Genomic DNA, 12,986 nt, shown 5'->3' with positions numbered 1-12,986 from the left:
TTCGGCCATGCAGGACGTGACGCAACGTGGCTCATCGATGGAGCCTGACGTGCAAGCCGAGCGGACGTCGATGCGGGCAGTCGCCACGGCATCGCAGCATGGGGTCATCGACGGCGCTGCAGGCGCGGCGCGCAAGCCACTGAGGGCAGAGTTCGCCTGCTACATGAGCGGGGGGCGCATCCACATCGGGCTCGACAACCGCTGCGCCTTCGTGTTCCCGGTTGATCGCATCGAGCGTTTCGCACAGGCGCACTCGGTCGACCTGCGCTGCATTCGACTGCTCGATGGCGGTGCCCTGCTGCATTGGCCACGCCTGGGCGTCCGCCTGACGCTGGCGTCCTTGATGGGTGGCGAGTTCGGCTCGACCGAGTGGATGCGCCGCCTGCGGGCCTCGTCCACCGAACCCATGCCCGTCGCCGGTCGCAGTGCGCGCAAGGCGAGAGCCAGCCACGGTCGAACCGGTGGATCGGAATCTGCAGATCCAGCGGCGTCCAACGGGTTGGACCTTGCGCCGAGAGGCGCCCCACCACCCCCTACCCGGTACCTGGAAACGCCCGCAGAGGTGAGCCATGACAAGACCGGAGAGGTGCCCGAAGAAGCACCACATCAGACGAACCACCCACAGGAGAGATCCCATGCCTGAAGCCCAGATCGTGCACACCGATCCGCTCCACCTCGACGTCTCGCGGCCGCTGCTCGGTCTCCGCACGGCCTTGCCCGAAGGGGTCCGGGACGCACCACCCGACGTGACGGCGATGCCGCCGGCCAAGGCGCTGCGCAAGAAGGCCGAGAAGCTGGTGCTGCCCGATGTCGAGCCGAGCAGCCGCGAATGGATGGCCGAGATCGGCCGTCGAGGCGGCCTGGTCACGTCGCCCGCCAAGGCTGTGGCGGCGCGCCTGAACGGCATGAAGGGCGGTCGGCCACGCAAGAGCGACGCGCCGGCGGCCCGCGCCACCACGCTCGAGGTGGTCACGATCTCGGCAGGCCACAGCCTGCGTCCCCTGTCTGCGGGCAGCCTGCCGCAGCCGATGCCGCACCAGGGCATCGCCGACTTCATGCCTTCGAAGTGACGCCTGGCCTTCCGGCCGAACGTCTGCCTGGCCAGCGCATCGAAGCTCGCGCTGGCCGCCTGACCCAGAACACGAGAAAGAACCCGTCATGGCAACTGCAACCACCACCGCCGACGGCCAGGAAGAACAGAACTTCTGGCCGGGCTACGTCGACACGCTGGTCAACATGGTCATGTTCCTGATCCTGCTGATCGTGATCCTGTCGATGGCCGTGATCTTCTTCTCGGCCAGGGCCCGCTTCGATGCGATGAAGTCGCAGACGGGCATCGAGACCCCTGAGCCGGTGTTGCCCACGCCTGATCCGCTGCTCTTCCCGCGCGAGAAGGAGTCCCTGCCGGGCACGCAGGACAGGCAGCCAAAGCGACCGACCATCGAGGACCTGCTCAAGCAGGTCGATGAACTCAAGCAGAAGCTCTTCCTGGCCGAACAGAAATACAAGCCGGTGCTCAACCCGCCGCAGGCCAAGGAGGAGCGGGAGGTCAAGGATGCCAAGGGCGTCCAGACCCTGGAAGGCACGCAGGACAAGCCGACCGTTGAAGGGCGGGGCGTGCAGGAGTTCTCCTTGCGTCCAACCTCGGTGCTGGTGCGCTTCCGACCTGGCGCGCTGGACCTGAGCGCGGACGAGGCCGCCCGGCTGTCGGACATCTTCACCAGGCACTTCGATTTCGCGCCTGACAAGGGCCAGCGATTCCTGCTGACCGCCGAGGCAGCCGAGGGCCTGAGCGAATCCGCCCGCATGGCCTACTACCGCGTCGCCGCCGTGCGCAACCGCCTGATGGGCGTGACCGGTGTGCCGCGCGACCGGCTGATGCAGCGCATCCAGTCGGTCCCGACCGCCGACGTCAAGGGCACCGAGGCACTGGAAGTGCGCATCACGCTCGTGCCGGCGACGACCGAGGCTGCGGCCAGTCGCTGAACCCCGCAGCATCGAAGGCAAGGCCCGCTTCGGCGGGCCTTTGTCGTGGTCAGGTGAGATGCGCGCCGGTTCCGTCTGCAGCGCAGGCTCATCGATTGAGCCTGTCGATGCCTCGCTTTCCTGGTCAATGTGGACGATGACTCTGCAAGTTTGAGTCATTGAAGCCTGTCTCTCGAACAGCGAACGTCGCGGCCACCTTCACGGACGTCGACGGAGAACCTTGCACATGAACACATCGATCTGGCATCGAACGCCCATCTGGCGGGCGGTCTGCACGACCGCACTGGCCATCGGCCTGTCGGCCTGTGGTGGCGGCAACGACAGCAAGTCCCCGGACACGACCACCCAGCCCGGCAAGGTCAGCCTGACCGGCGTGGTCTCGAAGGGCGTGATGGTGGGCGCCGACGTGAAGGCCTACGCCGTCAAGGCCGATGGCAGCGTGGACCGCAGCACCGCACTGGCCAGCGTACTGTCCACGGCGGGCGGTGCCTACACACTGCCCGCTTTCGAGCTCGCGTCCGGCACCCCGGTGGTGGTCGAGGTGAGCGTGAACGCGAGCACCACGCACGTCGACGAGCTTCAGGGCAACACGACCTTGCCCACGGGCATGACGCTGCGCGCGGCGGTCGTGCCGAACGTGGTCGGCAACCAGATCACGCCGCGCCGGGTCAGCCTGACGCCCTTCACCGAGATGGCGGTGAAGGCGGCCGAGAAGTCGTCCGCGAAGCTGAGCACCACCAACATCGCCCAGGCCAACTCGACGATGCAGCAGCTGCTGGGCTTCGACCCGGTGGGCACCGAGATCAAGCCATTGGCCACCAACTTGTCGGTCGAGGAGCAGGCCTACCAGGTGGTGCTCACGGCGACCTCGCAGCTGGCCCGGGACGAGGCCCTGGGATGCTCCGACACCCAAGCAGGCGCTCGCATCCAGTGCGTGGTCGAGCGACTGACCGAATCGACCCGGCTCGACACGGTCGAACTGACCGATGTCGGCAACGTCGACGTGACGGCCGCATTCCGGGCGGCCGTGACGACCACGGTCGGCTCGACGCCCTTCAAGGAAGCCGAGGTCACGCTGACCACCGTCGACACCTTGCTCAACAAGCTCGATTGCGCCTTGACCGATACCTGCGCGGCGGTGGCCCCGTCGACGGTGGCGCCGATCGCCGCTGCCAAGGCGATGTTCGCCGGGCTGCGCACCGACATGAGCGGCCTGTTCACGCGGGGTGGCGTGGCCGGCACGGGCGAGCTGAACCTGCAGGCGCAGAAGTTCCAGGCGGCCGCTCGCGCGGTCCAGCAGCCGGTCAATCTGGCCTCGCGTGACCTGCAGGCCCTGCAACTCGGCATCCGGCTCTACCAGGACTACCACGCCGGCACAACGACCTCGAATTCGCGCAACGCGGGGGTTGGCGATGTCATCGGCATCGAGACGCTGGAGGCACCCGGCAGGCCCAGCACCTGGCACGGAACGACGTCCTATCCGGCGGTGGGTTGCACCTTGTATGAGGATGACAAGACCAGCATCCCTGCCACGTCGAAGGCAACCGCGCGGTTCGTGGGCTGTCGCGCGACCTACTGGGTTCACGTCACCCGCACCTTCAACCAGCCTGCCGGACCTGCCGGCACGATGAAGGCCGAGGAAGCACGCCACGGCTTCACGCTGACGCCACCGGCTGCCGACGGCGAACCGTTCACCTACGCGGCCAGCGCATCGCGTCGCACCCGCGTCTGGACCGGCTGCACCGACGTGTTCCTCACCGCGACAAGCTGTCAGTCGTTGGAAGACGTGAAGGCACTCCGGGTGAACTTCCCCACCAACGCCGACAACACGGCGACGGGTTTCCAAGGCTCCGTGCAGGTGGCGACCGTCAACGCCTTGACGCTCGCAGGCGAGCTGCCGGGCGCCTTCACGGAGGATGGCACTTCACTTCTGAACCATCACCACCGCTGGGACATCCAGGCCGTCGCGTCCAGCGTTCAGCCCGTGCTCGACATCGTCGGCCAGGTCGATGTGTTCAATGACGCTTCGCAGGTTGTCGCCGGCACGCTGTTGCTGGAGCCGGGGACGCGCCTGAATGGTCTGGCCGTGTCGGCCACGGGCTCGAAGCCAACGACCGGCCAGGATGCGAAGGTGGGCTTGGGCAGCGGCAACCTCAACGTGTCTTGGGCCACGCCGACCGCGCGGCTGTCAGGCAACCTCACGGGCAGCACGCCGGTGTGGGATCGTTCGGGCACCCGGCATGTGGTGCAGAACACGCTGTTCAGCGGTGTTCTGAGCAGCCGCAGCGATGCCAGTGCCAGCTGGACCGAGGTCATCACCGGCAAGTTCGAGGCCAACGCCAGCGGCTATGCCGACCATGATGCAAGCCAGCCGTTGACGGCGGCCAACACCTACCAGCAGACGATGGCCTTTGGAGGGCTGGTGCAGGCATCGGCGCGGCCGACGCTGCGGCTCGTTCTGACGGGCAGCAAGCCGGCCCACCTGCGCGAGCCCACGGTGATCACCGGATCGGTGCGGACGGAGCAGGCCGGTGTCGCCCGGCAGGTGTTGCAGATCTCGGCGGCACGTGGCAGCGACCAGCGCCTGCGGGTGACCTTGAGCGAGGCGACCTCCGGGCTGTCGATGCGGGTGGTGACCGGCGAAGGCCAGTCGCAGCTGCTGCACGACCAGTCCCTGATCGGCACGCTGGACCATGCGAATGGCCGGATGACCTACGTCAACGGCGACTTCGAGTCGCTCGACATCGGCCTGTGATCCGGTGGGCCTGTGGCCTGTCGCTGGCTTGGACGCCGCTGGTCCTGCTGGCGGCGTCGACCGATGGAGAGCCCGTTCCCATCGGGCTTTCCGTCGTCCTGTCAAGCGATCACCATGCCGACGCGCTGAGCCTGCGGCAACTGGGCGATCGGCATCCGGACCTGTCGGTGCTCGATCCACGGCCCGGCCGGAATCTGGCCTGGATCGACGACGAGGCGCGGTTGTCCTTCACCCGCGCCGCGTGGCAATGGAGCGTGCTGGCGCGGTCGCGTTCGACCTTGAGGGTCGACGCCGGCACGCTGAGACTGGCCGCCGACGTGGCCACCGACGCGCCGGGTGATGCGACAGGACAGCATTGGCGCGTCGATGCGCAGTGGCAGGGATGGATTGGTCGAGGCCTGGCACTCGCCCGGTCGGACGTCTGGTCCGACCCCACGGTTCCTGTCGCGGACCGGCCGGAACTGCGCTGGCGACTTGAAGGTCAGTGGCTGCAGCTGACCCGCTGGCGCGATCGGCGGCTGCTAGGCGATGCGCGCCGATCCGGCGCGGCCGAGGCAGGGGGCGGTGTCCGTGGCTACCGGTTCACGGTCGACAGCGAGCGCCACGACAGCACCCTCGCGCTGCCTTTCCAGCCCCCGGTGACCGCCTTTGGGCAGGCCTTGCTGCTGCAGATGGACGCCAGCTGGCGCCGGCCCACCGGAACCGAGCTGTCGCTGTCGCTGCGTGACCTGGGCTGGTTGAGCTGGCGCGGGCTGGCGCATGAGACGGCCCGGGCATCGACCGACACCCGCAGCGTGGACGTGGACGGCCAGGCCTCGCTGTTGCCGTTGCTGCAGGGGCATCAGGCGCGGGTTGACCGACGGTCGCGCGCGGAGCCTGCCGCGCGCCTCACCGTGCTGTGGGCCTTGCCCGGCGTTCCTGCGCCAGCACCCCGTCCGGGCGTGGACCTGCGCGTCCTGCCGGGCGGCGTCCGGCTGCCCAGCCTGGTGCTGGCCAGCGCACCGGACTTGACCTGGACCTGGCGACTCGAAGGCGGCTGGCACGAACGCCGCCTGGGCGCGGCGATCCAGGCAGGTCCCCTGCTGCAGCTGGCCGGTGCCCGCCTCGGCATCGCCTTCGGCACCGACCGCCCCGGTGCGGGCGCCCGTTCCAGGCGCGTGGGGCTGATGGGGGGCTGGGAGCGTTGAGGCGGCCGGTGCCCGTGGCGTGACCGCCGATGGGTGCGCACCCAGGGGACTCCGGCCAACCGTGCCGAGTGAACCGCCTTCCGCCCGCTATTTCGTGTTTGGGGTGTTGCCGGGTTGCCTAGGATGACATCGCCCCTCCGTGTGTCTTCGGATGGGCAGTGCTGTTCACGAGGCCTGTCATGTCCCCACCGTCCCACGTCGCCGCTGCTGCTGGAACCCCGGCCGTCATCTCCGCTGGATCGCCCACCTCCGGCGGGGTCGGCGCCTCGGGCGCCGCATCCAGCTGGACCCCCTACGCCTGGCCGACGCCGCCGCTGGCGGCCTATCCGCAGCCCACGCCGTCGCTGGAGCCGGAACCTTGCGAGATCGAGTCGCGGGGTGGCCAGCTGATGATGGGCCTGCTGGTCGAGTTCGACGTCGACGAGGGCCAGGCCCGCGTGCTGCTGCCGCCGGACAAGCTGCCGGTGGCGCTGCGCTTCAGCCAGATCCGCCGGATCACGCTCAAGCGCAGCCTGGCGCCCCTGAGCGCGGCGATGGTGGCCGATGCCAGCGGCGACGCGATCGGGCAGGTGCTGGGCCATCGGCGCAGCCTGACCTACACGATGCACCTTCAGGACGGCGGGCGGCTGAGCGGTCGCACCGTCGGCCATCTCGACACGCCGGCCGGCCTGTTCCTGTTCGCGCCGGTCGACGCGCTGGGCTCGGTCCAGCGCATCTTCGTGCCACGCGCGATGCTGACGCAGCACAGCATCGGCGAGCCGCTCGGCCAGATGCTGGTCGAGCAGATGGCCACCACCTCCGACGAGCTGGAGCAGGCGCTGGCCGAACAGCAGGCGCAGCGCAACCGCAAGCTCGGCGAGCAGCTCATCGCCCGTCAGCTGGTGACGCCCGAACAGCTGCTGGCCGCGCTCGACACGCAGGCCCGCATGCCCACGGTGCGGCTGGGCGAGGCGCTGGTCCAGCTCAGCTTCATCACCGAGGCGCAGCTGCAGCAGGCGCTCGACCAGCAGCGGGCTGAACGGGCCCAGCCGCTGGGCGAGCTGCTGGTGCAACGCGGCGTCGTCGACGTGCAGCACCTGCGGGTCGCGCTGGCGCGCAAGCTGGGCTATCCGGTGGTCGACGTCGACCGCTTCCCGGTCGAACCCAGCGTGGCGGCGTTGCTGCCGCTGGCCGATGCCCGCCGGCTGCAGGTCCTGCCGCTGATGCGGCGCGGCGGCCGTCTGGTCGTGGCCATGACCGACACCAGCCGCCACGACCTGGTGACCGAGCTGGAACGCCTGACGCAGGCCCACATCGCGCCGACGCTGGCGGGCAGCGGTTCGTTGCGCAACGCGATCGAGCGGGCCTACGGGGGCGCTGGCGATGGCATCCACTTCGACCTGGACGACCGCGATCGCGCCAACGCGGAGATCGTCAAGCGCAACCTGCCGGCGGCGGTCACACGCGCGACGCGCCAGCGTCCGCCAGCCGATCGCGCGCTGACCGCGCCGATGGGGCTGGGCAGTGCCTCCCCGGTCCAGTCGCCGGGCCGCGCGCCGGCACGGTCGGGCCGGGCCGCCGTGACGGCGGCGGCGCCGGTTGAGGCAGCGCCGGAACGCACGATCGACGCCGGCATCGCGGTGCCGGACCTGGATCTGTCGTTCAACGACCCGGTGTTCAACGACCCGACGGCATCGGCCACCGCTGTGCCGACGGTCCCGCCTGTCGATGCGGTGATCGACCTGGCGGCCAGCCCGGCCGCCGACCCGGCCGCCGATCCGGTCGCCGAAGTGATCTCCGAACCGGTGCTCGCGCCGGGTCCGGATGCGAACGCCAGGAGCGCCGATCCGGTCGAAGCCACCACCCGGCCGACCGATCCGGCCGAGCTGTCGCAGCGGGCCCGTGCCGCCGCCGCGCGGCATGAGAGCCCCCTGCTGCAGTCCCTGTCCAACATCGTGCTGGACGCGCTGGCGCGCGGGGCCAGCAGTGTCCAGATCGAGGCCATGGGCACCGACGACAAGCTGCAGGTGCGCCTGCGCCGCCACGGTCGCCTGGAGGCCCACAGCGAGCTGCCGGCGACCTGGCGCGGACCGCTGCTGGCGCGCATCAAGGCGCTGGCCGATCTCGACATCAGCGACACCCGCAAGCCGCAGGAGGGCCGGCTGTCCTTCGCGCGGCTGGTGCCACAGCACGCCATCGACCTGCGCGTGCTGACGCTGCCGACACACGACGGGCTGGAGGACGTCGTGCTGGGCCTGCCGGCGCGGCTCAAGCCCTTTGCGCTGGAGGCCATCGGCCTGCCGACCGACGACCTGGCGCGGCTGCGCCAGTTGCTGGACCGGCCGGCCGGGCTGATCCTGTGTGCCGGCCCGGCGCGCTCGGGCCGCACCACCACGCTGCACGCGATGCTGGCGCACCTGAACCGGCCGGAACGCCGCATCTGGACGCTGGAGGAGCGCATCGAGCGCCTGCAGCCCGGCCTGCGCCAGATGGAGGTGCGCGCCGAGGAAGGCCAGAGCATGGAGGTGGCGCTGCGCTCGCTGATGAACACCGATGCCGACGTGATCATGGTCGGCCAGATCGGCGACGCGGCCACCGCCCGGCTGGCGGTCGATGCCGCCTTGCGTGGCCGGCTCGTCATCGCCGGCATGACCGCACGCAGCGCCGGTGACGCGGTGATGCGCCTGATCGACCAGGGCGTGCCGGCCTGGGATCTGGCCGACGCGCTGCTGGGTGTCCACAGCCAGCGCCTGTTGCGCCGCCTGTGCAACGCCTGCCGCATGAGCCGCACGGCCAAGGACAGCGAGGTCGACGACTGGGTCGACGGCTACTTCCACGGCGGTGCGGTCGAGGATGCCCAGGCCGACCGCGAGGCCCTGCTCAAGGGCTGGGTCGAGCGCCACGGCCGCGACGGGCGGCTGCGCCGCTACCAGAGCCAGGGCTGCGAGCGCTGCGGCCACACCGGCGTGCGTGGGCGCATCGCGGTGCACGAGCTGCTCACGCTCAGCCGCGACCTGCGCCGCCTGGTGCGGGCCGGTGCGCCGGGCTGGAACCTGCAGCGACAGGCCGCGCACGAGGGCCTGCACAGCCTGCGCCAGGACGCGCTGGACAAGATGGTCGCGGGCCAGATCTCGCTGGACGAGGTGCGCAGCCTGGTCGAGATCTGAGCCTGCTGGCGCGGCCCCGGCCGCTCCCCTCGACGCGTTCTCCTGCGTCCTCCCGCAACCCGCCGCTGGCGGGTTTCTTTTTGCCGGTTCGGGGGCCGCGGCGTGGTGCGGAAGACGCGCCCGGCTTGATCCGGAATGGCTCAGTCGATGAGCCTGCCCGGCTGGAAAGGATCGTTCGGTGAGCCTGGCCGCACGGCAGCCGTGACTTATTTCCGGCCGACCGGCTGGATCGCGGGAAGGCCGTCGCAATCGGCATTTTTTGGGGTGCGGGCTCACCCCCGTTCAAGGGGTTCGGGGCCTTCCTGCCACGGTTCGCAGGGGGGTGCGTGGCTACCATGATTTCCATTCCAGGACGCGATTGAACAGATCGGTCCGACCCCGCCAGATCCGCCTTTCAGGCCCCGTCCACATCCAGAACGGAACCCCGCATGAGCACCAATCGTCAGCCCGTCCCCGCACCCGCACAAGGTGTGCGTTCCATGCTGTTCGGCGGCAAGCAGAAGAAGGGCGATCCGCTGCAGGAGCGCATCGACTGCCTGATCGGCCCGGGCACCAGCATCGAGGGCGACCTCGTGTTCACCGGCGGCCTGCGCATCGACGGCGCGATCCGCGGTGACGTGACCGTCTCCGACGTCAAGGCCGGCACGCTGGTGATCGGCGACGGCGGTCGCATCGAGGGCGACGTGCGGGTCTCGCACGTGATCGTCTACGGCGAGATCGTCGGCACCATCTACGCGACCGGCCTGGTCGACCTGCGCGCCAACGCCCGCATCGCCGGCGACGTTCACTACGACGCGCTGGAAATGCAGGCCGGCGCCGAGATCACCGGTCACCTGGTGAAGAACAAGCAGGCCGGAGCCGCCGCGTGAGCCTCGACGCCGCACGCCAGGCCGCACCGGCCGCTGCCGTGGCCGCCCTCGACGGGCTGGTCCTGCACCCGGTCTTCTCGCGCCACCGTCCCGGCAGCCTCGATCCGCTGGACCAGGGCGACGCACGCGAGCAGTGGCGTCACCTGGGTGCGGCGATCGGGCGTGACCCGCTCGACCTCGAGTCCCATGTGCAGCGCGTGCGGCTGGCCTGTGCCGCGCCGCTGACGGACTTCGCCTTCGGCGCGCTGGTCGACCTGTTCATGGCGCTCGGCCCGCGTGGCCGCTCGCTGCGGGCCCGCTTGCTGGAGCAGGCCGAGGCCTGGCTGGCGCCGGAGGACGCGCACTTCCTGCATGCCCACCTCGACGCCGGCCTGAGCCGCGCGGTGGCGCTGCCGTCGGCACCGGGGGCGCTGTTCCACCCGGCCGTCGTCGGCGTCGCCCGCATGGTCGATCACCTGCGCGTCGCGGCGGCCCAGCTGTCGGCACGCGAACAGGCCATCTCGCTGCTGGAGCACGGCGACCTCGATGGTGCGCGTGACCTGCTCGAACAGGCCCTGCTCGACGAGCCCGGCGATGCCGACGTGCGCGACGAGCTGCTGGGCATCTACCGGCACAGCCGGGATGACGCGGCGAAGACCGCGATGGCCGAGCGCCTCCAGGCGCGCCACGGCCAGCTGCCGGCGGGTTGGGCCTGAGCGCCGCGGCGCCCGAGCCCTGTCGCCTTCTGATCACCCTTAGCCGAGTCCGGACCCCGTGGATCACCTCAAGCCGCCTTCCCGCCTGAACGTGGTGCTGCTGTCGCTGCCACCGCGGACCCAGGCGGTGCTGGACTACTTCTTCTCCAGCACCGGCCGCAGCAGTTTCGCGGTCACCGACCCCGAGCAGGCCCACGCCGCCATCTTCGACGTGGACACGCTGGCCTCGCGCCAGCACTGGGATGCCTACCACGCCGGCACCGGCCGGCCCGGCATCGCCATGTCGATCCAGCCGCAAGAACTGCCGGGCACGGTCTGGGTGCGCAAGCCGATCACGCCGGCCGCGCTGCTGCATGCGGCGGCCGAGCTGAGCGCGCAGCGCTGGCATCCGGTGCGGCCGCCGGCCGAGGCCGCAGCGCCGATGGTTCCGCCCGCAGCCGCGCCGGTGGCCCCGCCCGTGGCGGTCATCGTCGAAGCGCCCGCGCCGGCGCCGATCCCGGTGGTGGTGCCTGTCGTGCCGGTCTTGCCGGTCGAGCCCATCGTGCCCATCGTGCCCATCGTGCCCATCGTGCAGAGCGCAGCGGCCCTGGCGCCTGCTGCAGGACCCGTGCCGGTGGCCGTTGCGGCGTCCGCTGCGGTGCCGGCTACCGCGCCCGTCCTGATCCCGGTGCCCGCCCCGGCCGCCGTGCCGGAGCGGGTCGCCTTCGACACGCCGGCCGAAACGCTTCTCGAAGCATCAGCCGAATCGTCTGCCGCAGCGCTGGCCGAGGCACCGGCCCCGATGCCGCAGCCGATGCCGCAGCCGCGTGGCGAGTTTCGCGCCCCGCAGCGGGTGCCGCCGGAAACACGTCCGGCCGGCATCGGCGGCTTCCTCAAGCGCCTGTTCGGTGCCGCCCCGGCGCCGGTGGCGCAGCCGGCCCAGGCGGCGGCCCGTCCGGCCGTGGCTCGCACCACCTTCCCCGCCAGCCCGGCGGCTCGCCTCGCGCCGGTGTCGCCGCTGGGCAAGGCCGCGATGGCATCGACCACGGCCGCCGCGGCCGCCGCTGCGCCGGCCGAGGCCGCTTCCGCGCCGACGGCTGCTGTTTCGGCACCCGAGCCGGTCGTGCTGGGCGTGGCGCCGGTTGCAGCGGCCCGCCCGGTGGTCGTGCCGCTGAACAAGACCCACGTGCGCAAGCGCGGCCGCAAGGGCCCAACACGCTGGGTCGACCCGAACGGCGTGGTGGTCCACGGTCCGCGTGACGGCGCGGCACCGTCGGCGCAGGACGGTGGGGGCGCCCATGACGCCCATGACGCCCACGACGCGCAGGACGATGACCAGGACGGTGACGAGGGCGACGACGTCGACGCCAGTGAGGCCCCCGACACCGCCGAGTCCCCGGCCGAGACCACCGCGCGTGCCGCCACGCCGGCCGCCAACGACGCGGATGCGGCCAGCGGCCTGGACGCCGCCGACGTCATCACGCTCGAAGCCGAGCCGGTCGTGCGCATCGAGCCCTATGGCGGCGAGACCGGCACGCCGGCCGCCAATGCCGAGCCCGAGGCCGCAACGGCGTCCGATGGCGACGCCGCCAGCCGCCCGGCGGTGGTCTGGCGCGGCCTGTCCAGCCCGGCCGACCAGGCCGACGAGGCGCTCTACTGCGGCAGCCGCGCCGACGCGACGATCGAGCAGCTGCAGGCCGACCGCACGCTGCGCCACGACCCGTCGCACACGCTGGTCGCCGCGCTGACCGAGGCCTACCTGATCGGCCGCAAGTGGCAGGTGCCGACGCAGTTCGAATGCAGCGCCGGCCGCGTCATCGTGGACAGCCCGCGCAACCGCGTGCTGCTGGCCTTCGACGACCACCAGCTTCCGGAGATCCTGGCCCGCGGGCCGGACAAGCGCATCAAGACGCTGGCGCTGAACCGCCACGAACAGGCCGCGCTGCAACTGCGCGAGGGCGAGGCCTGGCAGCCGCTGGACCGTCTGCTCTGGCGCGCCGGCCTGCTGCAGGCACAGGGCCGGCTGCCGGTGGGCGTGGACCTCCATCGCCCGGTCTACCTCAAGCACTGGCCCAACCTGACGCGCATCCAGCGCACGCCGCATGCGATGCGGGTGGCGGCGCTGTGGACCTCGCGCGGCGCCGGTCTGGTCGAGACGGCCGAGCTGCTGAAGATCCCGCAGCGACACGTCTTCGCCTTCTACAGCGCCGCCGCGGCCGCCGACCTGGTGACCGACGACGGCAGCGCGGTCAAGCGCGCCCAGCGACGCGGTGCCCGCAACCGCGGCCTGCTGACCCGGTTGCTGGGCTGGCTGCAGGCCTGAGGCCGCAGCCGCCCCGACGCATTCATCCCGACATCGCCACGCAGGC

9 protein-coding genes are annotated in these 12,986 nt (G+C 71.0%); all 9 read left to right on the top strand.

The annotated features are described in order from the left end of the window. Positions 1-7 precede the first annotated feature (7 nt). The 9 genes from Q8X39_RS10135 (at position 8) to Q8X39_RS10095 (ending at position 12,940) form a co-directional block, all read left to right on the top strand. Positions 8-643, top strand: a complete 636-nt coding sequence (locus Q8X39_RS10135) for a DUF2442 domain-containing protein (RefSeq protein WP_305749539.1) — start codon at positions 8-10, stop codon at positions 641-643. Beyond that, complete coding sequence (locus tag Q8X39_RS10130; protein ID WP_305749538.1) at positions 636-1,070, top strand: hypothetical protein; 435 nt, start codon at positions 636-638, stop codon at positions 1,068-1,070. Before Q8X39_RS10135 ends, Q8X39_RS10130 begins: the two co-directional genes overlap by 8 nt. A gap of 88 nt (positions 1,071-1,158) precedes the next feature. Beyond that, complete coding sequence (locus Q8X39_RS10125) at positions 1,159-1,986, top strand: vesicle formation protein (protein WP_305749537.1); 828 nt, start codon at positions 1,159-1,161, stop codon at positions 1,984-1,986. Positions 1,987-2,212: 226 nt separating this feature from the next. Continuing rightward, positions 2,213-4,741: a hypothetical protein gene (locus tag Q8X39_RS10120; protein ID WP_305749536.1), complete on the top strand. Its 2,529-nt coding sequence runs from the start codon at positions 2,213-2,215 to the stop codon at positions 4,739-4,741. Further along, positions 4,738-5,928, top strand: coding sequence for a hypothetical protein (locus Q8X39_RS10115; protein WP_305749535.1), 1,191 nt, complete (start codon positions 4,738-4,740; stop codon positions 5,926-5,928). The genes Q8X39_RS10120 and Q8X39_RS10115 overlap by 4 nt, the downstream gene beginning before the upstream one ends. Before the next feature lie 179 nt (positions 5,929-6,107). After that, positions 6,108-9,074 (top strand): GspE/PulE family protein, encoded by a 2,967-nt coding sequence (locus Q8X39_RS10110; protein WP_305749534.1) that lies wholly within the window; start codon positions 6,108-6,110, stop codon positions 9,072-9,074. Positions 9,075-9,502: 428 nt separating this feature from the next. Next, positions 9,503-9,943 carry a bactofilin family protein gene (locus tag Q8X39_RS10105; protein WP_305749533.1) on the top strand — a complete coding sequence of 147 codons (441 nt, stop codon included), beginning with the start codon at positions 9,503-9,505 and terminating at the stop codon, positions 9,941-9,943. Further along, the gene (locus tag Q8X39_RS10100) at positions 9,940-10,638 is read left to right on the top strand and encodes a hypothetical protein (RefSeq protein WP_305749532.1); all 699 of its coding nucleotides are present in this window, start codon (positions 9,940-9,942) and stop codon (positions 10,636-10,638) included. Before Q8X39_RS10105 ends, Q8X39_RS10100 begins: the two co-directional genes overlap by 4 nt. A gap of 58 nt (positions 10,639-10,696) precedes the next feature. After that, positions 10,697-12,940, top strand: a complete 2,244-nt coding sequence (locus Q8X39_RS10095; protein ID WP_305749531.1) for a hypothetical protein — start codon at positions 10,697-10,699, stop codon at positions 12,938-12,940. Positions 12,941-12,986: the final 46 nt, after the last annotated feature.

Source organism: Leptothrix discophora (genome assembly GCF_030705305.1).
Lineage (GTDB): Bacteria > Pseudomonadota > Gammaproteobacteria > Burkholderiales > Burkholderiaceae_C > Sphaerotilus > Sphaerotilus discophorus.
The sequence above is the reverse complement of the archived record's forward strand: the minus strand, read 5'-3'. Positions and strand labels throughout refer to the sequence as shown.

Bases quoted from the DNA above. Each gene is read 5' to 3' on its own strand.
- Q8X39_RS10135 (WP_305749539.1), top strand. From the start codon at position 8: ATGCAGGACGTGACGCAACGTGGCTCATCGATGGAGCCTGACGTGCAA.
- Q8X39_RS10130 (WP_305749538.1), top strand. From the start codon at position 636: ATGCCTGAAGCCCAGATCGTGCACACCGATCCGCTCCACCTCGACGTC.
- Q8X39_RS10125 (WP_305749537.1), top strand. From the start codon at position 1,159: ATGGCAACTGCAACCACCACCGCCGACGGCCAGGAAGAACAGAACTTC.
- Q8X39_RS10120 (WP_305749536.1), top strand. From the start codon at position 2,213: ATGAACACATCGATCTGGCATCGAACGCCCATCTGGCGGGCGGTCTGC.
- Q8X39_RS10110 (WP_305749534.1), top strand. From the start codon at position 6,108: ATGTCCCCACCGTCCCACGTCGCCGCTGCTGCTGGAACCCCGGCCGTC.
- Q8X39_RS10105 (WP_305749533.1), top strand. From the start codon at position 9,503: ATGAGCACCAATCGTCAGCCCGTCCCCGCACCCGCACAAGGTGTGCGT.